The sequence below is a fragment of the Streptomyces sp. P1-3 genome (assembly GCF_050613155.1).
Lineage (GTDB): Bacteria > Actinomycetota > Actinomycetes > Streptomycetales > Streptomycetaceae > Streptomyces.
In genome coordinates, this window is sequence record NZ_CP192512.1 from 5,810,087 (window position 1) to 5,832,377 (window position 22,291).

16 protein-coding genes and 1 pseudogene are annotated in these 22,291 nt (G+C 73.4%); 3 read left to right on the forward strand and 14 right to left on the reverse strand.

The features are described from left to right. Window positions 1–5 precede the first annotated feature (5 nt). Window positions 6–1,319, reverse strand: a complete 1,314-nt coding sequence (locus ACQUSR_RS24755) for an NAD(P)/FAD-dependent oxidoreductase (protein ID WP_431044813.1) — start codon at window positions 1,317–1,319, stop codon at window positions 6–8. Between the two features lie 320 nt (window positions 1,320–1,639). Beyond that, window positions 1,640–2,158, reverse strand: a complete 519-nt coding sequence (locus ACQUSR_RS24760) for a DUF4240 domain-containing protein (RefSeq protein ID WP_431047812.1) — start codon at window positions 2,156–2,158, stop codon at window positions 1,640–1,642. Window positions 2,159–2,351: 193 nt separating this feature from the next. On the opposite strand from ACQUSR_RS24760, the gene ACQUSR_RS24765 reads away from it, so the two are divergent. After that, window positions 2,352–3,287: an SDR family oxidoreductase gene (locus tag ACQUSR_RS24765; protein WP_431044814.1), complete on the forward strand. Its 936-nt coding sequence runs from the start codon at window positions 2,352–2,354 to the stop codon at window positions 3,285–3,287. A 37-nt stretch (window positions 3,288–3,324) separates the two neighbouring features. Here ACQUSR_RS24765 and ACQUSR_RS24770 read toward each other — a convergent pair whose 3' ends face one another. The 7 genes from ACQUSR_RS24770 to ACQUSR_RS24800 form a co-directional block, all read right to left on the reverse strand. Further along, on the reverse strand, window positions 3,325–4,356 hold the full coding sequence (locus ACQUSR_RS24770; protein WP_431044815.1) for a helix-turn-helix transcriptional regulator: 1,032 nt from the start codon (window positions 4,354–4,356) through the stop codon (window positions 3,325–3,327). Between the two features lie 54 nt (window positions 4,357–4,410). Beyond that, window positions 4,411–7,065: a pyruvate dehydrogenase (acetyl-transferring), homodimeric type gene (aceE, locus tag ACQUSR_RS24775; RefSeq protein ID WP_431044816.1), complete on the reverse strand. Its 2,655-nt coding sequence runs from the start codon at window positions 7,063–7,065 to the stop codon at window positions 4,411–4,413. A gap of 250 nt (window positions 7,066–7,315) precedes the next feature. After that, window positions 7,316–7,942, reverse strand: a complete 627-nt coding sequence (locus tag ACQUSR_RS24780; protein WP_431044817.1) for a GntR family transcriptional regulator — start codon at window positions 7,940–7,942, stop codon at window positions 7,316–7,318. 134 nt (window positions 7,943–8,076) lie between these two features. Continuing rightward, window positions 8,077–9,852: a 2-oxoglutarate dehydrogenase, E2 component, dihydrolipoamide succinyltransferase gene (gene sucB, locus ACQUSR_RS24785; protein ID WP_431044818.1), complete on the reverse strand. Its 1,776-nt coding sequence runs from the start codon at window positions 9,850–9,852 to the stop codon at window positions 8,077–8,079. A gap of 48 nt (window positions 9,853–9,900) precedes the next feature. Beyond that, window positions 9,901–11,289 (reverse strand): dihydrolipoyl dehydrogenase, encoded by a 1,389-nt coding sequence (gene lpdA / locus ACQUSR_RS24790; RefSeq protein ID WP_431044819.1) that lies wholly within the window; start codon window positions 11,287–11,289, stop codon window positions 9,901–9,903. Between the two features lie 293 nt (window positions 11,290–11,582). Continuing rightward, window positions 11,583–13,121 carry a leucyl aminopeptidase gene (locus tag ACQUSR_RS24795; protein ID WP_431044820.1) on the reverse strand — a complete coding sequence of 513 codons (1,539 nt, stop codon included), beginning with the start codon at window positions 13,119–13,121 and terminating at the stop codon, window positions 11,583–11,585. Window positions 13,122–13,329: 208 nt separating this feature from the next. Continuing rightward, window positions 13,330–14,154: an adenosylcobinamide-GDP ribazoletransferase gene (locus ACQUSR_RS24800; RefSeq protein ID WP_431047814.1), complete on the reverse strand. Its 825-nt coding sequence runs from the start codon at window positions 14,152–14,154 to the stop codon at window positions 13,330–13,332. Between the two features lie 34 nt (window positions 14,155–14,188). Here ACQUSR_RS24800 and ACQUSR_RS24805 point away from each other — a divergent pair. After that, window positions 14,189–14,914 (forward strand): annotated as a pseudogene (locus ACQUSR_RS24805) (hypothetical protein); the annotation flags it as partial. Here the strand turns inward: ACQUSR_RS24805 and ACQUSR_RS24810 are convergent. The 4 genes from ACQUSR_RS24810 to ACQUSR_RS24825 form a co-directional block, all read right to left on the reverse strand. Continuing rightward, on the reverse strand, window positions 14,860–15,834 hold the full coding sequence (locus ACQUSR_RS24810; RefSeq protein WP_431044821.1) for a hypothetical protein: 975 nt from the start codon (window positions 15,832–15,834) through the stop codon (window positions 14,860–14,862). The pseudogene ACQUSR_RS24805 and the gene ACQUSR_RS24810 sit on opposite strands and share 55 nt — an antisense overlap. After that, window positions 15,831–17,597 carry a phosphatidylglycerol lysyltransferase domain-containing protein gene (locus tag ACQUSR_RS24815; RefSeq protein ID WP_431044822.1) on the reverse strand — a complete coding sequence of 589 codons (1,767 nt, stop codon included), beginning with the start codon at window positions 17,595–17,597 and terminating at the stop codon, window positions 15,831–15,833. Before ACQUSR_RS24815 ends, ACQUSR_RS24810 begins: the two co-directional genes overlap by 4 nt. A gap of 101 nt (window positions 17,598–17,698) precedes the next feature. Continuing rightward, window positions 17,699–18,745: a nicotinate-nucleotide--dimethylbenzimidazole phosphoribosyltransferase gene (cobT, locus tag ACQUSR_RS24820; protein ID WP_431044823.1), complete on the reverse strand. Its 1,047-nt coding sequence runs from the start codon at window positions 18,743–18,745 to the stop codon at window positions 17,699–17,701. A gap of 266 nt (window positions 18,746–19,011) precedes the next feature. Continuing rightward, entirely contained in the window at window positions 19,012–20,208 is a 1,197-nt protein-coding gene (locus tag ACQUSR_RS24825; protein WP_431044824.1) for a bifunctional adenosylcobinamide kinase/adenosylcobinamide-phosphate guanylyltransferase, read from the reverse strand. A gap of 193 nt (window positions 20,209–20,401) precedes the next feature. Here ACQUSR_RS24825 and ACQUSR_RS24830 point away from each other — a divergent pair, with 193 nt between their 5' ends. Then, entirely contained in the window at window positions 20,402–20,602 is a 201-nt protein-coding gene (locus ACQUSR_RS24830) for a hypothetical protein (RefSeq protein ID WP_431044825.1), read from the forward strand. Window positions 20,603–20,894: 292 nt separating this feature from the next. On the opposite strand, the gene ACQUSR_RS24835 is transcribed toward ACQUSR_RS24830, so the two are convergent. Beyond that, window positions 20,895–22,004, reverse strand: coding sequence for a S1C family serine protease (locus ACQUSR_RS24835; protein ID WP_431044826.1), 1,110 nt, complete (start codon window positions 22,002–22,004; stop codon window positions 20,895–20,897). Window positions 22,005–22,291 lie beyond the last annotated feature (287 nt).

Below are 22,291 nucleotides of genomic sequence, written 5' to 3' on the forward strand. Positions count from 1 at the left end.
CCTGGTTACGCCGCCGATGGCATCGGCATGTCCGTGGTCGGCGTGAGGCCGAAGTCGCGCAGGACCGCGCGGGCCACGCGGCGGCCCGAGAACAGCGCGCCCTGCACCGAGCTGGTGTCCCGGTGGTCGCCGCAGACGTACAGCCCGCTCAGCAGCCGTACCGGACGGCTCAGGTCGTGCGGGGCGGGCATGGCGGGGATCGCGTACGGGTCGTGGTGGGCGCCCAGCAGCTGCCAGTCGGCGGTGGACGTGCCGTAGACGCCGGAGAGTTGGCGGCGGGCCGCGCGGTCGAGGTCCGTCACGGGGAGGCCGGCGGCGGCCCCGAGCACCGTCGAGGTGATCAACGGGCGTCCCTGCGGGGCGCGGGACGGGTCGACCTCGCTGACCACGGCGGTGTGCGCCAGCGGGCCGCGGCGGTCGGCGGTGAGGATCAGCGAGGGCTCGCGCAGCGGGGAGCACGGGGCCGTGTGGTGCAGCACGGTGACCGGGTGGAAGTCCGGTAGCCGCAGACCCGGCAGCAGTTCGGCCGCGGCGTGGGCGCCGGTGGCCACGATGACGGAACGGCAGCCGAACTCCCCGTGCTCGGCGGTGGTCACCGTGGTGGTGGACGCCGAGGTGACGCGCACCCCGGTACGGACGGTTCCCGGGGGCAGCGCCGCCGCCAGGAGCTCGGGTAAGGCCGACGTACCGCCGACCGGGAGGCAGAGGCGGCCGCGGGCGTAGCCGCGGAGGACGAGGTCGGCGCAGCGGCTGGACGTGGTCAGGCCCGGGTCGCCCAGGAGCGAGACGAGTAACGGGCGCAGAAAGCTTTCGGCAGTGCGGGTGGGCAGGCCGCGTCCGGTGAGGGTCTCGCCGACGGGCCGGTCCGGGCGGGCGAGCAACCGGGCCGGGGGCAGCGCGGCGAGCCTGCCCAGCGCCGTGCTGAGCCGCGCCTGGTCGAGCGCGCCGCCGAGCGGGGCCCGGGCGGCGGTCGCCAGGGCGCGCGCCGTGGTGAACGCGCCCCTTCCGCTCCAGGGCGGGCCGACGCGTTGCGTACGGCCGTCGCCGTGCACCAGTACGCCGGGCGAGAACGGCCGCAGCGTGAGCCCGTTCAGGCCGGGCAGGCGCCGCAGTTCGGGGAAGGAGGTGATGAGCAGCCGACCGGTGCGGTCCAGCCGGAAGCCGTCCACGCCGTCGGTGGCCATCCGGCCGCCCACCTCTGGCGCGGCCTCCAGGACCGTGACCGACACCCCCGCGGATATCAGCTGGTGAGCGGCGGACAGGCCGGCCGGCCCGGCCCCCACGATCACGACGTCTGTGCGTTCCGCGCGCTGGAGCACGTGCCCTCCCCGAGGTCGGTGCGTCGCTCGGGAGCCTCATGCCCCGGGCGGGCGGCCGGGATGCGTCTGACGACGACGGTAGGAGGGAAACCGCTTGTCGACAGTCGCGCACCGACCGGGCACAGGCGCACGCCGGTCGCACGAACCGCACCGGTGTGACCGGAGTCGCTCAGCGGGACGGGGCGGGGGCGCGTGCACACCCCGCGCGCCCCTCCCTCCGCGGCTGTCGCTTCCCGCTCGTGGCGGACTCGCGGCCGAGGCGCTTCAGCCGAGGTGTGTCAGCCGAGGCGCCTCACGAGAAAGCCGGGCATGCCGGCCGCTCACCCCCTGAAGCGGTCCCAGAGCCTGGGGAACCGCTCCGCCAGGGCGTCGTCGTCCTCGAAGTCCAGCACCGTCCCCGCCGGGTCGTCCGCCCGTGCCGGCAGTCCCAGGTCCGGCAGCGGGAGGCCGGTCAGCCGCTCGTACGCCTCGTCGGCCGCGAAGCCCAGGTCCTCGCAGTCCCCGTCCCGCTCCTCGTCGAAGTCGTCCAGCAGATCCGCCAGGTTGTCCGGATCGTGCAGGGCGCCCTCGAAGACCTCCCGGCCCTGTCCGATCAGCCAGTACCGGAAGTTGTCGAAAGCGTCGTCGCTCGCCCCGTACAGCAGCACCGAGGCGGCGCCCCACAGGTCCCAGTGGTAGGCGCGGTTGAACCGCGCCTCGAAGTGCCGGGCGAAGTCCAGCACGGCGTCCGGGTCCATCCGCACCAGCCGCTCGACCAGCAGGTCGGACTGGTCCTCGGGGTCTCCCGCGGCGGCCTCGCGGGTGCTGTCCACCAGCTCCCAGAACTCCGTTTCGTCCATCACGGGACCAGGATCGTGCCTGTGCACCGCCCCCGCACGCGGAGCGGCCCAGACGCGGCTGTCTCTCCGGCGGCCCGGCCTCCCCTGAACTCCTCCCCCCACGGATTCCTGCGAAAAGCGGACAGGAGGTGTCTGCTTTGACTGGGAGCGTCGATACGTCAACCGCACGGCGGACCGAAGGGAAGAGCGGGCGATGAGCACACAGGGCGTACTGGCGGACAAGATCGCGCTGGTCGCGGGGGCGACGCGGGGCGCGAGCCGGGCGATGGCCGTGGCCCTCGGGGCCGAGGGCGCCACCGTCTACGTCACCGGCCGCACCACCCGTGACCGGGTCAGCGAGGTCGGACGGCCGACCGAGACCATCGAGGAGACGGCGGAGCTGGTGACCGCGGCGGGTGGCGTGGGGATCGCCGTGCCCACCGACCACCTGGAGCGCGAGCAGGTCCGGGCACTGGTCGAACGCATCGACAGTGAGCAGGGGCGACTGGACGTGCTGGTCAACGGCATGTGGGGCGGCGACTATCTGTGGATCGGCGCCGGCGGCTTCCACACGAAGAAGATGTGGGAGATCGACCTGGACGCGGGGCTGCGGATGCTGCGACTGGGCGTCGAGAGCCACATCATCACCAGCCACTACGCGCTGCCGCTGCTGGCCCGGCGGCCGGGCGGGCTGGTGGTGGAGGTCACCGACGGCACGGCCGAGTACAACGCGAAGTACCGCGGACAGTTCCACTTCGACCTGGCCAAGTACGCGCCGATCCGGATGGCCTTCGACCTCGGCGAGGAGCTGAAGGACCTGGGCTGTACGGCGGTCTGCATCACGCCGGGATACCTGCGGTCCGAGGCGATGCTCGACACGCACTTCAAGGTGACGGAGGAGAACTGGCGCGAGGCGGTCAAGCAGGACCGGCACTTCTGCATCTCCGAGTCGCCCGTCTACGTCGGCCGGGCCGTCGCGGCCCTGGCCGCCGACCCGGACGTGGCGCGCTGGAACGGGCAGTCGCTGTCCAGCGGGCAGCTGGCCCAGGTCTACGGCTTCACGGACGTGGACGGGACCCAGCCTGACGGGTGGCGCTTCATCATGGACGACGAGGCGGGGAAGGAGCCGCAGGAGGCGGACTACCGGTAGCCGGGCGCGGGTGGGGCACCTTTCCCCGCCCCTTCCCTCACCTGGGGGTGGCTCCACCCCCAGGGGTCCAGCCGTACAGCGCCGCGCTTCGCTCCGCGGCCCCCGCGAAGCGCTCGCGCAGCTCCGGCGGGGCCAGGACCTCCGCCTCCGGGCCGAGCGCCAGCAACTGGGCGTAGGCGACATCCAGCGTCTCGACGAGCAGGGTGACGGTCACCCGCCCCTGCTCGTCGGGGTCCCCGGCCGTCGCCAGCGCCTCGTGTCCGGCGGTCCGGTCCGTGGCGTACGGCAGGCGGCGCGCTCCTTCGGGGCTCAGCCGCAGCACCACCTCGGTGCGCAGGAGCGAGCGGGCGAACGCGGCCGCCCGCTCCTCCCAGAACTCCGGCAGCGCGAACGCCGGGTCCCGTATGAACCGCTCCTCCAGCACGGAGACGGACGCGAACCGGTCCACGCGATAGACGCGCAGGTCACCCGGCTCGGCGAGGTCGCCCACCCGGGCCGCCAGGTACCACACGCCCCCTTTCAGCACGAGCCCGTACGGCGCCAGCTCCCGCTCCACCTCGTCGTCCGCGGTCCGGAACCTGGCGTCCTTGCGCAGATACCGGACGCGGATCAGCCGGTCGTCCCAGACCGCCTCGGCGATGGCGGGCAGCAGCTCGGGCGTGTCCGGCTCCTGGTACCAGCCCGGCGCGTCGAGGTGGAAGCGCTGCGCCGCGCCGTCCGCCGCGTCGCGCAGCTCCGGCAGCAGCGCCGCCGAGACCTTCAGCCGCGCCGCCGAGGCCGCGTCCGCCAACCCCATCTCCCGCAGCGCCGACGGCACTCCGGACAGGAACAGCGCTTCGGCCTCCGCACGCCCGAGGCCGGTCAGCCGGGTGCGATAGCCGCCGATGAGCCGGTACCCCCCGGCCCGCCCGCGATCCGCGTACACCGGCACCCCGGCCTCGGACAGCGCGAGGACGTCCCGCGCGACCGTCCGTTCGGAGACCTCCAGCTCCCGCGCCAGCTCGGCCGCCGTCATCGACAGCCGGGACTGGAGCAGGAGCACCAACTTGATCAGCCGGGCAGCGCGCATGCGTCCATCGTGCACGCTGCCACTGACATCCAGGTCACCGAGCCTGCCGCAGGCTCAGAGCCCGTAGCGCTCCCGGGCCTTCGCCACCATGGCGGGCTCGACCTCGCCCCGCTTGACCAGCGCCGCCAGCGCCGCGACCGTGATCGACTCGGCGTCGACCCGGAAGTGGCGGCGGGCCGCCTCACGGGTGTCGGAGAGCCCGAACCCGTCCGTGCCCAGAGAGGTCCAGTCCTGCTCCACCCAGGGCGCGATCTGGTCGGGGACCGCGCGCATCCAGTCGCTGACGGCCAGGACCGGGCCCGGTGCGCCTGCCAGGGCACGGGTGACGTACGGGACCCGGTCCTCGCCCTGGAGCCGCGCGGCGTCACAGGTCAGGGCGTCGCGGCGCAGCTCGCTCCAGGAGGTGGCCGACCAGATGTCGGCCGCCACACCCCAGTCCTCGGCGAGCAGGCGCTGGGCGTCGAGCGCCCAGTGGATCGCCGTGCCGCTGGCCAGGATCTGGAGCCGGGCGTCTTCGGTGGCGGTGAACCGGTACAGGCCGCGCACGATGCCCTCCTCGACGCCTTCGGGCATCGCGGGCTGGTGCTTGGGCTCGTTGTAGACCGTCAGGTAGTAGAAGACGTCCTCCGCGTCCGGACCGAACATGCGGCGCAGGCCGTCCTTGACGATCACCGCGATCTCGTAGGCGAAGGCCGGGTCGTAGTTCAGCGACGCCGGGTTCGTCGACGCGATGAGGTGCGAGTGGCCGTCGGCGTGCTGGAGGCCCTCGCCGGTCAGGGTGGTGCGGCCCGCGGTGGCGCCGACGATGAAGCCCTTGCCGAGCTGGTCGGCGAGCTGCCACATCTGGTCGCCGGTGCGCTGCCAGCCGAACATCGAGTAGAAGATGTAGAAGGGGATCATCGTCTCGCCGTGCGTCGCGTACGACGTGGCGGCGGCGATGAAGTCGGCCATGGCCCCGGCCTCGGTGATCCCCTCGTTGAGGATCTGGCCGTCCGCGGCCTCCTTGTAGTACATCAGCTGGTCGCGGTCGACCGGCTCGTAGGTCTGGCCCAGGGGCGAGTAGATGCCGGCGGACGGGAAGAGCGACTCCATACCGAACGTACGGGCCTCGTCCGGGACGATCGGCACCCAGCGCCTGCCGGACTGCTTGTCCCGCATCAGGTCCTTGACGAGGCGGACGAAGGCCATGGTGGTGGCCATCTCCTGCTTCCCGGAGCCCTTGTACAGGGGCGCGAAGGCGCGCTCCTCCGGCTCGGGCAGCGCCACGGCGTGGACGCGGCGGGCCGGCGCGGGGCCGCCGAGGGCCGCGCGGCGCTCCTGGAGGTAGCGGACCTCGGGGGAGTCGGGGCCGGGGTGGCCGTAGGGCACCAGGTCCTCGTCCAGCCTGGCGTCCGGGATCGGCAGGTCGAGCAGGTCGCGCATGGCGCGGAACTCCTTGCCCGACAGCTTCTTCATCTGGTGGTTGGCGTTCTTGGACTCGAAGCCGGGGCCGAGCGTGTAGCCCTTCACCGTCTGCGCCAGGATCACGGTCGGCGCGCCCTTGAACTCCACGGCCGCCTTGTACGCCGCGTAGACCTTGCGGGCCTCGTGGCCGCCGCGCGAGGTGTGGAAGCACTCGGCGATCTTCGCGTCCGACAGCACGCCGGCGAGCTGGACCAGCGCCGGGTTCGCGCCGAAGAAGTGCTCGCGGATGTACGCGACGTCGCGGGTGGCGTACGTCTGGAACTGGGCGTCCGGCACCTCGCGGAGGCGGCGGACCAGCGCGCCGGTGGTGTCCAGCTGGAACAGCTCGTCCCAGGCGGAGCCCCACAGCGACTTGACGACGTTCCAGCCGGCGCCGCGGAACTGGGCCTCCAGCTCCTGCACGATCTTGAAGTTGGCGCGGACCGGGCCGTCCAGGCGCTGGAGGTTGCAGTTGATGACGAAGGTGAGGTTGTCCAGCCGCTCACGGGCCGCCAGGGCGAGTGCCGCGGTCGACTCCGGCTCGTCCATCTCGCCGTCGCCCAGGAACGCCCAGACGTGGGAGGCGGAGGTGTCCTTGATGCCGCGGTTGGTCAGATAGCGGTTGAAGCGCGCCTGGTAGATGGCCGAGAGCGGGCCGAGGCCCATGGAGACCGTCGGGAACTCCCACAGCCACGGCAGTCGGCGCGGGTGCGGGTAGGACGGCAGGCCCGCTCCGCCCGCCTCCTGGCGGAAGTTGTCCAGGTGCTCCTCGGTCAGTCGCCCGTCGAGGAAGGCGCGGGCGTAGATGCCGGGGGAGGCGTGGCCCTGGATGTAGAGCTGGTCGCCGGAACCGTCACCCTCCTTGCCGCGGAAGAAGTGGTTGAAGCCGGTCTCGTACAGCCAGGCGGCGGAGGCGAAGGTGGCGATGTGGCCGCCGACGCCGAACCGGGAGCCGCGGGTGACCATCGCGGCGGCGTTCCAGCGGTTCCAGGCGGTGATCCGCCGCTCCATCTCCTCGTCGCCGTCGAAGGCGGGCTCGGCCGCGGTCGGGATGGTGTTGACGTAGTCGGTCGCCACCAGCTCCGGCAGGGCCAGGCCGGCGCTCCGGCCGTGCTCCAGCGTGCGGCGCATCAGGTACTCGGCCCGGTGCGGGCCGGCGGCCTTGGCGACGGCGTCCAGGGAGGCCGCCCACTCGGCGGTCTCCTCGGGGTCCCGGTCCGGGAGCTGGTCGAGCTCGCTCGGCAGAGGGGGTACGAGGTCGGTCATGAAGCGCCGCCTTCCGGACTCGAAGGGGGTGGTGGCAGTAAGCCCTGAAGTTGGCAGGACAGGGCGGTGGGCGGTGGCCCGCCGTCGACTGTAAGCCGCTGATCGATGATCGATCAAAGTGTTGGAATGAAAAACTTCTCCATTGGGCGAAATTGGCATTCCGTGCCGCGAAATAAGGCACGGAGTGCCGGGACAAAAGGGGTGAGTCGGGTGGTGCGGAGGGGCGACGGCGCCCGCCCGCAAGCGGCCCTTACGCGCGCGGCGCGCAGCCCAGTACGTGCGCCTTGACCAATTCGCCGATCCGCGGGTCGCGACGCCGGAACGCCTCGACGAGCGCCTCGTGCTCCTCGGCGTACGACTGCTGGCGGGTCCCCAGCCAGCGGATCGACAGCGCCGTGAACACCTCGATGCCCAGGCCCTCCCAGGTGTGCAGCAGCACGCTGTTCCCGGCGGCCCGCACGAGCTCCCGGTGGAAGGCCACCGTATGGCGCACCTGCGCCTCCCCGTCGCCCGCGCGGTCCGCCTCGTACAGCGCCGCGACCTCCGGCTCCAGGGCCGAGACGTCCTCGGCCAGCCGGCCCACCGCCAGCTCCGCCGCGATCTGCTCCAGACCCGCGCGCACCGGATAGATCTCCTCCAGGTCGGCGGCGGTCAGGTTCCGCACCCGGACGCCCTTGTTGGGCGCGGACTCGATCAGCCGCAGCGCCTCCAGCTCGCGCAGCGCCTCCCGCACCGGCGTCTGGCTGACCTGGAGCTCCACCGCGATCCGCCGCTCCACGATCCGCTCACCCGGCTTCCAGCGCCCGCTGACGATCCCCTCCACGATGTGCTCGCGGATCTGTTCGCGCAGCGAGTGGACGACGGGCGGGCTGGTCATGAAGGGCTCCTCGGCGGCGGCGGGGCGATGCGTAGACAATACGGCGGCGCCCCCGCCCGGAAGGGGTTCCGGACGGGGGCGCCGCTGGTGAGGCTGGTAACAACCGGGCCCTGGGGCCTCGGTGGCCTTACGCCTTACAGGCCGAGCTCGACCTCGAACTCGCCGGCCTCCAGGATCGCCTTGACGGCCGTCAGGTAGCGGGCGGCGTCGGCGCCGTCCACCAGACGGTGGTCGTAGGAGAGCGTCAGGTACGTCATGTCGCGGACGCCGATGACGGTGCCCTCGGCGGTCTCGATGACGGCCGGACGCTTGACCGTGGCGCCGATGCCCAGGATCGCGACCTGGTTCGGCGGCACGATGATCGTGTCGAACAGCGCGCCGCGCGAGCCGGTGTTGCTGATGGTGAAGGTCGCGCCGGCCAGCTCGTCCGGGGTGATCTTGCTGCCGCGGACCTTGCCCGCCAGCTCCGCGGTCTTCTTGGCGATGCCGGCGATGTTCAGGTCGCCCGCACCCTTGATGACCGGGGTCATCAGACCCTTCTCGGAGTCCACCGCGATACCGATGTTCTCGGTGTCGAAGTAGGTGATCGTGCCCTCGTCCTCGTTGATCCGGGCGTTGATGACCGGGTAGGCCTTCAGCGCCTGGGCCGCCGCCTTCACGAAGAACGGCATCGGGGAGAGCTTGACGCCCTCGCGGGCGGCGAAGGCGTCCTTCGCCTGGGCGCGCAGCTTCATCAGCTTGGTGATGTCGACCTCGACGACCGAGGACAGCTGGGCCTGGCTGTGCAGCGCCTTCATCATGTTGTCGCCGATGACCTTGCGCATGCGGGTCATCTTGACCGTCTGGCCGCGCAGCGGGGACACCTCGAGGGCCGGGGCCTTCTTGGCGGCTGCCGGCGCGGCGGCGGCCGGAGCCGGGGCAGCGGCGGCGGCCTTGGCGGCCTCGGCGGCGGCGATGACGTCCTGCTTGCGGATACGGCCGCCGACGCCGGTGCCCTGGACGGCGGCCAGGTCGACGCCGGACTCGGCGGCGAGCTTGCGCACCAGCGGGGTGACGTAGGCACCCTCGCCACCGGCAGCGACGGCCGGAGCGGGGGCGGCCGGGGCCACCGGAGCGGGCGCCGGAGCCGGAGCCGCGGGGGCCGCCGGAGCCGGAGCCGGGGCGGCCGGAGCCGGGGCGGCGACCGGGGCCGGAGTGGGCGCCGGGGCGGCCGGGGCGGGAGCGGCCGGGGCCTCGACGGCGGGCGCCGGGGCCGGGGCGGCCGGAGCGGCCGGGGCAGCCGGAGCCGCGCCGGCGGCGCCGATCACGGCGAGCTTGGCGCCGACCTCGGCGGTGCCGTCCTCGTCGACCAGGATCTCCAGCAGGGTGCCGGAGACCGGGGCCGGGATCTCGGTGTCGACCTTGTCGGTCGAGACCTCGAGCAGCGGCTCGTCGGCCTCGACCGAGTCGCCGACCGCCTTCAGCCAGCGGGTGACGGTGCCCTCGGTGACCGACTCGCCCAGCGCGGGCAGGACGACGTCGGTGCCGGTGCCCGCGGCGCCACCGGCCGGGGCGGCGGGGGCCTCGGCGACCGGCGCCGGGGCAGGGGTGGGCTCGGGCTGTGCCGCCGGGGCCGGGGCCTCGGCGACAGCCTCGGCGGCGGCCGGGGCGGGGGCCTCGGCCGGGGCGCCGGTGCCGTCGTCGATGACGGCGAGCTCGGCGCCGACCTCGACCGTCTCGTCCTCGGCCACCTTGATGGAGGAGAGGATGCCGGACGCGGGGGCCGGGATCTCGGTGTCGACCTTGTCGGTCGAGACCTCGAGCAGGGGCTCGTCGGCCTCGACGCGCTCACCCTCGGCCTTGAGCCAGCGGGTGACGGTGCCCTCGGTCACGCTCTCGCCGAGCGCCGGCAGGGTTACGGAAACCGCCATGGTTTCGGTTGCTCCTAACGATCTGTGCTGATGGGTCGCGCTCGGGGATTAGTCGTGGGAGTGCAGCGGCTTGCCGGCCAGCGCCAGGTGCGCCTCGCCGAGAGCCTCGTTCTGCGTCGGGTGCGCGTGGACGAGCTGGGCGACCTCCGCCGGCAGCGCCTCCCAGTTGTAGATCAGCTGGGCCTCGCCGACCTGCTCGCCCATACGGTCACCGACCATGTGGACGCCGACCACGGCACCGTCGCGGACCTGGACGAGCTTGATCTCGCCCGCGGTCTTGAGGATCTTGCTCTTGCCGTTGCCCGCCAGGTTGTACTTCAGGGCGACGACCTTGTCAGCGCCGTACAGCTCCTTGGCCTTCGCCTCGGTGATACCGACGGAGGCGACCTCCGGGTGGCAGTACGTCACGCGCGGCACGCCGTCGTAGTCGATCGGCACGGTCTTGAGACCGGCCAGCCGCTCCGCCACCAGGATGCCCTCTGCGAAGCCGACGTGCGCGAGCTGGAGGGTCGGGACCAGGTCGCCGACCGCCGAGATCGTCGGCACGTTGGTCTGCATGTACTCGTCCACGAGGACGTAGCCGCGGTCCATGGCGACCCCGGCCTCCTCGTAGCCCAGGCCCTGGGAGACCGGGCCGCGGCCGACGGCGACGAGCAGCAGCTCGGCCTCGAACGTCTTGCCGTCGGCGAGGGTGACCTTGACGCCGTCGGCCGTGTACTCGGCCTTGTCGAAGAAGGTGCCGAGGTTGAACTTGATGCCGCGCTTGCGGAAGGCGCGCTCCAGCAGCTTGGAGCTGTTCTCGTCCTCGACCGGGACGAGGTGCTTCATGCCCTCGATGACGGTCACGTCCACGCCGAAGGACTTCCACGCGGAGGCGAACTCGACGCCGATGACGCCGCCGCCCAGCACGATCGCGGACTTCGGAACGCGGTCCAGGACCAGCGCGTGGTCCGAGGAGATGATGCGGTTGCCGTCGATCTCCAGGCCCGGGAGCGACTTCGGCACGGAGCCGGTCGCCAGCAGGACGTGGCGGCCGGTGTACCGCTGGCCGTTCACGTCGACGGAGGTCGGGGAGGACAGCCGGCCCTCGCCGGTCACATAGGTGACCTTGCGGGAGGCGACCAGGCCCTGCAGGCCCTTGTAGAGCCCGGCGACCACGTCGTCCTTGTACTTGTGCACACCCGCGATGTCGATGCCCTCGAAGGAGGTCTTGACACCGAACTCGGCGCCCTCGCGTGCCTGGTCGGCGATCTCGCCGGCGTGCAGCAGGGCCTTGGTGGGGATGCAGCCGCGGTGCAGGCAGGTGCCGCCCAGCTTGTCCTTCTCGATCAGTGCGACGTCCAGGCCCAGCTGAGCACCTCGCAGGGCTGCGGCGTAACCACCGCTTCCGCCTCCGAGGATCACTAGGTCGAAAACGGTGCTGGCGTCGTTCGCCACGTCACGTCCTCCATGCATGGTGCGCCGGGGCCGGTCGTCGATGACCGGGCGGCGGCTGTTGTTCGGCCGCTATTGCTTCGGCCCTCTGATGGGGGCCCTGTCCTGCCGGGACAACATCTTCGCACTTGTTGGCGGACGGCGGGACGCGGGGCCCGGTGTGTGAGACACCCGTCAACCTCTGTCCAGGGGTTACTCACGCGTAGACCCGCACGGATTTCGTTGAGGGCGAAATCATTCGCACGGGCCGGGCGGTCCCGGACAAAACGCCCGGGACCGTCCTGCGTCGCGGTACGTCAGCCCAGGTCGCCGGCGGCCGTGCGCTCGGCGAGCCGGACCAGCGTACGGACGGCGGAGCCGGTGCCGCCCTTGGGCGTGTAGCCGAACGGGCCGGACTCGTTGAAGGCCGGGCCCGCGATGTCCAGGTGGGCCCAGGTGATGCCCTCGCCGACGAACTCCTTCAGGAACAGGCCGGCGACCAGGCCGCCGCCCATCCGCTCACCGATGTTGGCGATGTCGGCGACCGGGGAGTCCATGCTCTTGCGCAGGTGCGTCGGGAGCGGCATCGGCCAGGACGGCTCGCCGGCCTGCTCCGCGATCTCGTGGATCGCGGTGCGGTACGCGTCGTCGTTGGACATGATCCCGAAGGTGCGGTTGCCCAGCGCCGCGACCATCGCACCGGTCAGGGTGGCCACGTCGACGATGGCGTCCGGCTTCTCCTGCGAGGCGCGGGTCAGCGCGTCGGCGAGCACCAGCCGGCCCTCGGCGTCGGTGTTCAGCACCTCGACCGTCTTGCCGCTGTACATCGTCAGGACATCGCCCGGACGGGTGGCGGAGCCGGACGGCATGTTCTCCGCGAGCGCCAGCCAGCCGGTGACGTTGACCTTCAGGCCCAGCCTGGCGACGGCGACGACGGCGGCGAACACGGCGGCGGCCCCGCTCATGTCGCACTTCATCGTCTCGTTGTGCCCGGCCGGCTTCAGGGAGATGCCGCCCGAGTCGTACGTGATGCCCTTGCCGACCAGCGCCAGGGTCGCGTCCGCCTTGGGGTGCGTGTAGGCGACCTTCACCAGGCGCGGCGGGGCCTCCGAGCCCTGCCCCACGCCGAGGATGCCGCCGAAGCCGCCCTTCTTGAGGGCCTTCTCGTCCAGCACCTCGACCTTGAGGCCGTGCTCCTTGCCCGCATCCTGGACGGCGGCGGCGAACGCCTTCGGGTCCAGCACGTTGGGCGCGGTGTTGATCAGGTCGCGGGCCCGGTTGACCTCGGCGGCCAGCGTGGCGGCGCGCTCGGTCGCGGCCTTGAACGCCTTGTCGCGGGGCTTGGCGCCCAGGACGGCGACCTCGGCCAGCGGTGCGCCGCTGCCGTTGCCCTTCTTGGCGCCGTTGTCGCTGCGGTGCGCGGTGAAGCCGTACGCGCCCAGCAGCGCGCCCTCGGCGATCGCGGCCGCGTCCTCGGCGTCCTGGACCGGCAGCGCGAACGCGCCCTTCTTGGCACCGGACAGCGCGCGGGCGGCGGCACCCGCCGCGCGGCGGAGCGCCTCGGCGTCGAACCGGCCCGCGCCGTCGTCGTCCTTACGGGGTACGTCGCCGAGACCGACCGCCAGCACGACCGGCGCCTTGAACCCGGCCGGGGCCGGGAGCTTGGTCACCTCGCCCTCGGCGCCGCTCGCACCGAGCGTCTCGACGATGCTCGCGAGCTTCCCGTCGTACGCGGCGTCCACGGTCTCGGCGCCGGGTGCGACGACGGGGCCCTTCGGCCCCTTCGCCACACCGACGACGACGGCGTCCGCGCGCAGCGTCGCCGCGGAAGAGGTGCTGAGAGTCAGTGCAGTCACGGTGTTCGGGTCCCTACTTCCGGTAGTTGCTCGGCCGATGGGTGGGTCAGCCGCGCCCGGGGGCATCGTATGCGTCGGTCTCCGGGCCGCTGGGGTGAGGGCCTCCGCGGATGCCGTGGAGCGGGCTTGACTTGGCCATCGCGAGCCTAACTCTGCCTGGCGCCTTCTGCGTTTGTCCGCATTGCCGGGCGGGCCGGCGTCCTTCGGGTCAGCCGAGCGTCAGGGCGATGAGCGCCACCGTGGCGGCGGTCTCGGCGAGCGCGCCGAACACGTCGCCGGTCACCCCGCCGAAGCGGCGGCGGCAGTGCCGCAGCAGCAGTTCGGCGGCGCCGAGCGCGGCCACGGCGGCGAGCGCGTGCCCGACGGCGGCGTACGGACCCCACAGCGCGCCCGCCGCCGCGCACCCGGCGGTCACCAGCGCCGCGGCCACCACCGCGGGCCGTGCGGGAACGGCGCCCGCGACCGCCGCGCCCAGGCCCTCGGGGCGGGCCGCGGGCACCCCCGAACGGGCGGCGAGGGTGAGGGCGCAGCGCGCCGTGCCGCCCGCGACGGCCGCCGCGACCGCGCCGCGCGCCCAGTGGTCCCCGTACAGCTCGGCCACCGCCGCGACCTGGGCGAGCAGCACGAACAGCAGGGTGACGACCCCGAAGGGCCCGATGTCCGACCGCTTCATGATGCGCAGCGCGTCGTCCGCGGGCTTGCCGCTGCCCAGCCCGTCGGCGGTGTCGGCGAGCCCGTCGAGGTGGAGGCCGCGGGTCAGTGCAGCCGGTACGGCGACCGTGGCGACCGCCGCGAGCAGCGGCCCCGCGCCGAGCAGCAGCAGGAGCCCGCCGAGCGCGGCCGCGCACAGGCCGACCACGAGACCGGCCGCCGGTGCGCACAGCATGCCGGTGCGCGCGGCGGGGCGGTCCCAGCGCGTCACCCGCACCGGCAGCGCGGTGAGCGTGCCGAAGGCGAAGCGGAGGCCGTCGCCAAGAGGCGCGTACGGGGGGCGGGGTGGGCGTGCGGGGGACCGTGGCGGCGTGGTGTCCATCGCGGCGCAGGCTATCGCGCTTCGCTGGAGGGTCATGGGGCACTGGTGGGAGCGGAACATCGTGGAGCCCGGCAAGCTGCCGCTGTTCCTCGCGTTGATGTCGTTCATCCTGTCGTTCCTGATCACGCGGACCATCACCCGGATGATCAAGGCGGGGAAGGGGCCGTTCCGCAATGTGACGTCGGAAGGCGGGCTGCACATCCACCACGTCGTCCCCGGCGTCGTGTTGTGCGTGATCGGCGGCTTCGGCGCGGTCGGCAGCGGCACGCACGGCTTCGGGGCACTGGCGTCGGCGGTGCTGTTCGGGACCGGCGCGGGCCTGGTGCTGGACGAGTTCGCGCTGATCCTCCATCTGCACGACGTGTACTGGAGCGAACAGGGCCGGCAGAGCGTCGAGGTCGTGGTGGTCACCGCCGCCCTGGTCGGGCTGCTGCTCAGCGGCTTCGTGCCGTTCGGGGTCAACGACCTGTCAGCCGAGGAGCAGGGCGACCGGGCGACGGTGATGGTGACCGTGTGCGGCAACTTCCTGATCGCGCTGCTGGCCCTGGTCAAGGGCAAGCCGCGGATCGCGGTGGTCGGCGTGCTGGTGCCGCCGGTGGCGGTCGTCGGCGCGGTACGGCTCGCGCGGCCGGATTCGCCGTGGGCGCGGCACGTCTACCGGGCCAGACCGCGTACCCGCGCCCGAGCGCGCGTACGGGCAGACCGTCACGACAGACGCTGGAACGCGTGGCGCCGCCGACTCCAGGACTGGCTCGGCGGATTCTCCGAGTCCACGGGCCCGGACTCGGGGTCCGGCCGGGACCCGCGGACAGGCTCGGACCCGCGGACCGGGTCGGACCCTGGACCTGGCTCGGGCTCCGGGACGGACCCGGACTCCGGGACCGGCCGGGACGCGTGCTCTGGCCGGGACTCGGGCTCCGGTACGTCGGACCGGCCCGACCCGCCGGGTCCGCCGGGCCCGCGCGGTCCCGCGGGCCCGCCCGGCCCCTGACGGCGCATCCGCTGCCGCACCTCGCCCGCGACACACAGCGCCAGCACCGCCACGACCGCGGCCACGTGCTCCTTGCCCGCAAGGTTGGGCTTGACGAACGCCTCGACCACCATCGCGGCGGCCACCACCGCGCAGGTGAACCACGCCCGGTAGCGCCAGCACACGTACACCGCCAGTCCCACCACGGCGGCGGAGGGACCGGTGTCGGTGGTGTGGGCCTCGTGCCCGGGCAGCCCGAGCAGGCCGCCGGGGCCGACCGCGATCCCCAGGCGCGCGTACAACGTCCCGGCGAGCGTGGCCGCGTACGCGACGAGCAGGGTGCGCAGCGGCCCGACACAGATCTCCGCGATGCCGAAGGCCAGCAGGAGCTGGGCGAGCGCGCCCCACACCGGCAGGTCGAGCGCCGGTACGTACAGCGACAGCGGTGTGCGCAGCAGCGCCGACCACCACGGCTGGTCCGCCTGTACGGCGCCCAGGTGCCGGACCGGTCCGAACCCCCAGGGCTGGTTCTGGACGTACTGGAACAGCCCGGTCAGGCAGACGGCGGTCAGCGTGAGGGCGACGGCGGCGGCCTTGCGGTCGCGCAGCCCGTCCCGCAGCGCGCGCAGCAGCGGACCCCATTCGGCCCGTGCGGCACGCCCCAGCGCCGTACGGGCGGTCGGGCCGGCCACGGCCCCGGCGCGGGTCACGGCGCCGTCTCCAGATGGGACCGGTTGAGCCACTTGGGCAGGCCGGGCGCTTCGAGGAAGCCCTCGGCGCGGGCGCTGGCGAGCCCGATGCGGGGCAGGTCCGTGCTCTTCTCGAAGAGCAGGTAGCGGGGTTCCCAGACAGGGCGGTACTTCGCGTTGGCGCGGTACAGCGACTCGATCTGCCACCAGCGGGAGAAGAAGCTCAGCAGCGAGCGCCACAGCCGCAGGACCGGGCCCGCGCCCAGCTTGGCGCCGCGTTCGAAGACCGAGCGGAACATCGCGAAGTTCAACGAGACCTGGGTGACGTCGACCTCCTTGGCGCGCTGGATCAGTTCCAGCACCATGAACTCCATCAGGCCGTTGTCGGAGTCGCGGTCACGCCGCATCAGGTCCAGGGAGAGCCCGCGGGTGCCCCAGGGCGCGAAGCTGAGCAGCGCCCGCGGCCGCCCTTCGGCGTCCGAGCAGACCAGCACCACGCAGCGCCCGTCACGCGGGTCGCCCAGCCGCCCCAGCGCCATGGAGAAGCCGCGCTCGGTCTCGCCGTCCCGCCAGTCGTCGGCCAGGCGCACGAGTTCGGACATCTCCTGGGGCGGTACGTCCTCGTGGCGCCGGATCTCGACGGTGTACCCGGCCCGCTTGACCCGGTTGTACGCCTGGCGGACGGTGCGCATGGCGCGGCCCTCCAGCGTGAACTCGCCCGTGTCGACGATCGCCTCGTCGCCGAGTTCGAGTGCGTCCATGCCGTGCCGGGCGTAGATGGTGCCGCCCTCCTCGCTCGCGCCGATCACGGCGGGGATCCAGCCGTGCTCGCGGGCCTCCGCCAGCCAGCGGTCGATCGCCTGCGGCCACGCCTCCGGGTCGCCGATCGGATCGCCGGAGGCCAGGGAGACCCCGCCCACCACCCGGTAGGTCACCGCCGACTTGCCCGACGGCGACCAGATGGCGCTCTTGTCGTGGCGGAGGGCGAAGTAGCCCAGGGAGTCGCGGTCGCCGTGCCGGTCCAGGAGGGCGCGCAGCCGGTTCTCGTCGTCCTCGGAGAGCGGGTCCACCGCGCGGCGGGCGCGGAACGCCGCGTACAGCACGAGGAGCAGCAGCAGCGTGCTCATCACGTTGATGGTGACGTTGACCCATCCGGGTGTCTCGATGTCCGCGAACGACGAGTCGTCGGCGGCCAGTGAGACCAGCCGCACGACGCCGTAGTGCCAGCGGTCGAGGAAGGACGCGCGCTTCTCGTGCGGGGCGTCGTTGGTGACGGTGACCAGCGCGGCGGCGAGCAGTGAGCCGACGAGCAGCCCGAGGACGCCGACGACGGCCGCCAGCTTCGGGTTCGAGCGGTCGCCCTTGGCGTAGAACTCCCGCCGCCCGACGAGCAGCGCGGCGACGAAGGCCAGCGTGAGGACCACGGAGATCCAGTTTTGCGTGTGTCCGCGGAACTCCGGCCAGCTCATGGCCCACAGGAACAGCACCAGCAGCAGTGTGCCGAGCACCAGGTTCAGGATCCACGCGGCGCGCTTGCGGCGGCGCATGGTGATGGCCAGGAACACCGACAGGGCGCTGGAGAAGAAGCCCGCGGTCAGCAGATACGGAGTGAAGTACTCGTCCGCGTTGTGCCGCTTGATGTCGTTGCCGAAGGACACCCACACCGCGCCGAGCAGGTTGACGAACGCGACGACGCGCAGGTACCAGACGGTGAACGCCGCGCCGCGCCGCGCCCAGGCATGCCGAAGAGTTCCCTCGTGCGGATTCAACCGGACATCTCCCATGAAAGGTGATCTTATGAGGGGAGAACGTTCCGGTGTAAATCGGACGAATCGTTTGCGGGGTCGTCAGTGACCGGCAGCCGGCGGTCGTCGGTGACCGGCGGTCAGCCGCGCTCGGGCAGTTCCGCCGAGAGCGCGGCGGCCGCCTGCACCAGCGGCAGGGCCAGCAGCGCTCCCGTTCCCTCACCCAGGCAGACGCCGTGGTCGAGCAGAGGGTTGAGCGCGATCCGGTCCAGTGCCTTCGCCTGCGCCGGCTCGCCGCTCGCCTGCCCGGCCAGCCACCAGTCCGGAGCGCGGAACGCCACCCGCTGCGCGACCAGCGCGCACGCCGCCGAGACCACCCCGTCCAGAATCACCGGCGTCCGGCGCACGGCGCTCTGCAGCAGGAACCCGGTGATCGCGGTGAGGTCAGCCCCGCCGACCGCCGCCAGCAGCTCGAGCTGGTCACCGAGGACCGGCCGCGCCCGGCGCAGCCCGTCCCGGATCGCGGCGCACTTGCGCATCCAGGCCAGATCGTCGATCCCCGCCCCGCCGCGCCCGGTGACCACCGAGGCGTCGGTGCCGCACAGCGCGGCGATCAGCGTCCCGGCGGCCGTGGTGCCGCCCACGCTCAGATCGCCCAGCACCAGCAGATCGGTGCCGGCATCGGCCTCCTCGTCGGCCACCGCCATCCCCGCCCGGAACGCCTGCTCGGCCTCTTCGGGAGTGAGCGTGTCCGCCACGTCCAGCCGCCCCGAGCCGCGGCGCACCCGGTAGCGCGTCACCTCGTCGGGCAGCTCGGCCGGGTCGCAGTCCAGCGACATGTCGACGACCCGCAGCGGCACGCCGAAGCGGCGGGCCAGGATGGCCACGGCGCTCTCCCCGTCCAGCGCGGCACGCACCAGCGCGGTCGCGGACCCGGCGGGCCGCCCCGACACACCCAGCTCCGCCACGCCGTGGTCACCGGCGAACAGCACCACACGCGGCCGCTCGACCGGCCGCACGGGCACCTGGCCCTGCGCGGCACTCAGCCACTCGCCCAGGTCGTCCAGCCGCCCAAGCGCGCCGGGCGCCGCCACGAGCCGCTCCCGCCGCTCCTCGGCGTCCCGCCGGACCGTACCGTCGGGACGCTCGATCAGGTCGACGAAGTCATCGAGATTCAGACCGCTCACGCCCGAAACCCTATCGCCTCCCGGCGAGGGGCCGTGGGGTGCGTACGGCCTCCTCGCGGCGGGGGCTGTGGGGTCTGCCGCACCGTGCGGGCCGGCCTCCTGGCCAGGGGCTGTTGGCGTCCGACGCGCCGCCGTACGGGGTGCCTCGCGGCGGGGCCGTGGGTGCGTGCCCCGCCACCGGCCCGCAGAACGCCACCGGCACCGCGGCGAACCCGGCGCGATGCCGGCCACCCCAAGGACAGGACACGCGGTCGCCCCGGCGACCGTCAGCGCAGCCGGAGGGCCTGGCCCGCCACGACCAGCAGCACGTGCTCGCATTCGTCGGCGAACGCCGCGTTCAGGCGGCCCAGCTCGTCCCGGAACCGGCGGCCCGCGGCCGTCGCCGGGACCACTCCGGACCCCACCTCGTTGCTCACCGCCACCACCGTCCGCCCGGTGGCCCGCACCGCCGCCACCAGTTCGGCCACCCGCTCCCGCAATGCCTGCTCCCCGGTCGCCGCCCAGGTCGCGTCGTCCCATGCCCCCGCCGCGTCCATGGCGTCGGTGAGCCACAGCGCCAGACAGTCGATCAGCAGCGGCGGCCCCTCCTCCGCGAGCAGCGGCGCCAGGTCGCACGTCTCGGTCGTACGCCAGCTGCCGGGGCGGCGGTCACGGTGCAGGGCAACCCGCTCGGCCCACTCCACGTCCCCGTCGCGCGTGCCGCCGGTGGCCACGTACAGCACCTCGGGGGAGGACTCCAGCCTCCGCTCCGCCTCCACCGACTTGCCGGACCGGGCGCCGCCCAGGACGAGCGTGCGGCGCGGCAGGTCCGGTACGGCGTGGTACTCGCCGACCAGCAGCGTCGTCCCGTCGGGCACCGCCCGGGCGCCCGCCGCCGCCAGCCTGCGGTGCAGCTCGGGGCCGGGCGGCACGGTGTGGTCGAGATGCACCGCGAGCACATCGGTGGTGGCCGCGACCGCGCCCGCCGCCCGCAGCCGGGCCAGCGCGTCGGGGCGGCCGACGACATCCAGCAGCACTATGTCGAAGGGCTGCGCCCCGTGCGCCAGCCCCGCGGGAGCGGCGTTCGGCGGCAGGTACAGCAGCCGGTCGCCGTCCATGCCGGTGACCTCGTACCCCGTGCCCGGCGCGTCCAGCGCCACCGCCCGTACCCGGTGCCCGCTGATCAGCGACAGCTCACGGCCGTCGGGCACCCGCCCCGGCGCGGGCAGCCCCGCCGGGTACTCGACCGGCGGGCCGTCGTGCGGATGCGACAGCAGCACCTGCCGTACGCCGATCAGCGAGTGTCCGGCGCGCGCGGCGGCGAACGCGGGGCCCGGGGTGAGATCGAGGAGCAGCGCGTTGTCGACGAGCACCGCGGTCGACGCCCGCGCCTCGTCGCCGACGGCGGTGGCGCAGGCCGCGCAGGGGCAGCCGTGGCGCGGCAGCCCGTCCGGGGCCCCGGTGCCGAGGAGAGTCAGTTCCACGCCCCGATCGTCTCGCGTCGGCGCGGAGCGGGCGCGCGGGGCCACCGCCGTATGGAGTCGGGCCCCTGCCGGGAGTCCCGCGGGGAGCTCCGGCGGGCGGCCCGGAGTGGTCAAGGCCATCCCGTTCGGAGAGATCAGTCCCCTAGGCTGCGGGCAGACATCGAGGGTGACCGGCGCGAACGAGGAGGCAGACATGGCATGGACGTGGCGGTTCGAGACGTCGGACGGGACGGAGACGGAGCCCGCGGTGCAGCCGGAGGAGTTCTCCACGCAGGGTGACGCGGAGTCGTGGATCGGGCTGTACTGGAAGGAGTTGCTCGACGGCGGCGCCGACCAGGTGCGGCTCTTCGAGGACGGCGATGAGATCTACGGGCCGATGAGCCTGAACGCTTAGGCCTGCCGCCGGACGGGCCGGCGGCACCGGTTCGCGCCACGCGGGGACCGGCGGAGGGGGGCGGAGGGTGCCGTCACGGTTCGCCCCCCGAGGGGGGCGGCCGCTCCAGGCCCCGGAACGGCTCGCCCACGGCGATCCACGCCTCACGGCTCGCCCCCGACGCCCCACGTCCTCACGGCTCGTCCCCGACGGACGGTGCCGTCAGGGCTCGCCACGACGACCTGGGCCATCACGCGGTTCACCACGGCGACCCGGGCCATCCCACGGCTCGCCCCGGCGGCGCGCGGCGCCGTCACAGCTCGCCCAGTGTGACGCGCGCCGTCCGGCTCCGGCCGTCCCGCTCGTACGTCACCGTCGCGCTGTCCCCGGGCTCATGGTCCGCCAGCGCCCTGGACAGCGACGTCATCGAGGTGATCGGGGTGCCGTCCACCGCCGTGATGATGTCGCCCGTCGCGATGCCCGCCCCGGCGGCGGGCCCGTCGTCGGAGACCGAGACCACCGCGACGCCCGAGGGCTCGTAGTCGTCGCCCAGCACGGTCCGCGCGGTGATGCCGAGCGCGGCCTTCCCGGACGAGGTGACCTCGCCGTTCCTGATGATCTGGTCCGCGATGTGGGTGACCGTCGACGACGGGATCGCGAACCCGATCCCGGCTGCCGCGTCCCCCAGGTCCGGGTCCCGCGCGGCCAGCGTCGGCACCCCGATGACCTGGTCGTCCAGATTGACCAGCGCACCACCGCTGTTGCCCGGGTTGATCGGCGCGGACGTCTGCACCAGATCGCTCATCGGGGCCCCGGTCCCGGTCCCGTCCTCCGCGCTCCCCGCGTCGACCGTGCGGCCCACCGCCGAGACGATGCCCTGCGTCACGCTGCTGGACAGGCCCAGAGGGCTGCCCATGGCCAGCACGATCTGCCCGACCTCGACCTTCGAGGAGTCCGCGAAGGCGGCGGGCTTCAGCCCGCGCGGCACGCTGTCGAGTCTGATGACGGCCAGGTCCTGGGCGGGATAGCTGGCGACCAGCTTCGCCGGGTGGCTGCCCCGGCCGGTGGCGAGCGTGACCTCGAAGGTGTCGGCGTCCCCCACGACGTGGGCGTTGGTGACTATGTGGCCGCGGTGGTCGTAGACCACGCCGGAGCCGAGCGTGTCACCCGTGGTGATCTGCACGACCGACGGCAGGACGGCCGCCACGGTCCGCCCGTACCCCTCCGGCCGCTCTCCGCTGCCCCGCGGGGCGGCCCTGGAGTGCGCGGGCACCGACGCCGACGACGACCGATGGGCGGCGGTGTCCGACTCCGCCCGGCCGGCCCCGCCGTGGTCCCCCCAGCCGCAGCCGGCGAGCAGCACCGCCGCGCCCAGCACGGCGGTGGCGCGCGGCGGAAGTCCCCGAAGGCGAGATCCGTCCATGAGCGCAGTGTCCCCGCGACAAGGGAAGACGGCCATGGCTGTCGGCCGTACGGGTCCTTTCCCGCGCATCCGGCGAGCCGGTCCGGGGCGGTGCCTTGCCCGCGCCGGGTTCGCCGCCTCGCCGGTTCGGCGTTCTGCGCGCCGGTGGCCGGAAGCGGCCGAGCACCGCAGCCCGTGTTTGCCGGGCGGCGACCACCTGCTACGCAGTCCCGCCGGGCGGCGACCCACCTGCCACGCAGTCCCGCCGGGCGGCGACCCACCCGCTCGGCAAAGGCGCCCTGCGCGGC

Excerpts from the sequence above, each read along its gene's own strand:
- ACQUSR_RS24760 (WP_431047812.1), bottom strand. The coding sequence starts at position 2,158 with ATGGACGAAACGGAGTTCTGGGAGCTGGTGGACAGCACCCGCGAGGCC.
- ACQUSR_RS24765 (WP_431044814.1), top strand. The coding sequence starts at position 2,352 with ATGAGCACACAGGGCGTACTGGCGGACAAGATCGCGCTGGTCGCGGGG.
- ACQUSR_RS24770 (WP_431044815.1), bottom strand. The coding sequence starts at position 4,356 with ATGCGCGCTGCCCGGCTGATCAAGTTGGTGCTCCTGCTCCAGTCCCGG.
- aceE (WP_431044816.1), bottom strand. The coding sequence starts at position 7,065 with ATGACCGACCTCGTACCCCCTCTGCCGAGCGAGCTCGACCAGCTCCCG.
- ACQUSR_RS24780 (WP_431044817.1), bottom strand. The coding sequence starts at position 7,942 with ATGACCAGCCCGCCCGTCGTCCACTCGCTGCGCGAACAGATCCGCGAG.
- sucB (WP_431044818.1), bottom strand. The coding sequence starts at position 9,852 with ATGGCGGTTTCCGTAACCCTGCCGGCGCTCGGCGAGAGCGTGACCGAG.
- ACQUSR_RS24800 (WP_431047814.1), bottom strand. The coding sequence starts at position 14,154 with ATGGACACCACGCCGCCACGGTCCCCCGCACGCCCACCCCGCCCCCCG.
- ACQUSR_RS24815 (WP_431044822.1), bottom strand. The coding sequence starts at position 17,597 with ATGGGAGATGTCCGGTTGAATCCGCACGAGGGAACTCTTCGGCATGCC.
- ACQUSR_RS24830 (WP_431044825.1), top strand. The coding sequence starts at position 20,402 with ATGGCATGGACGTGGCGGTTCGAGACGTCGGACGGGACGGAGACGGAG.
- ACQUSR_RS24835 (WP_431044826.1), bottom strand. The coding sequence starts at position 22,004 with ATGGACGGATCTCGCCTTCGGGGACTTCCGCCGCGCGCCACCGCCGTG.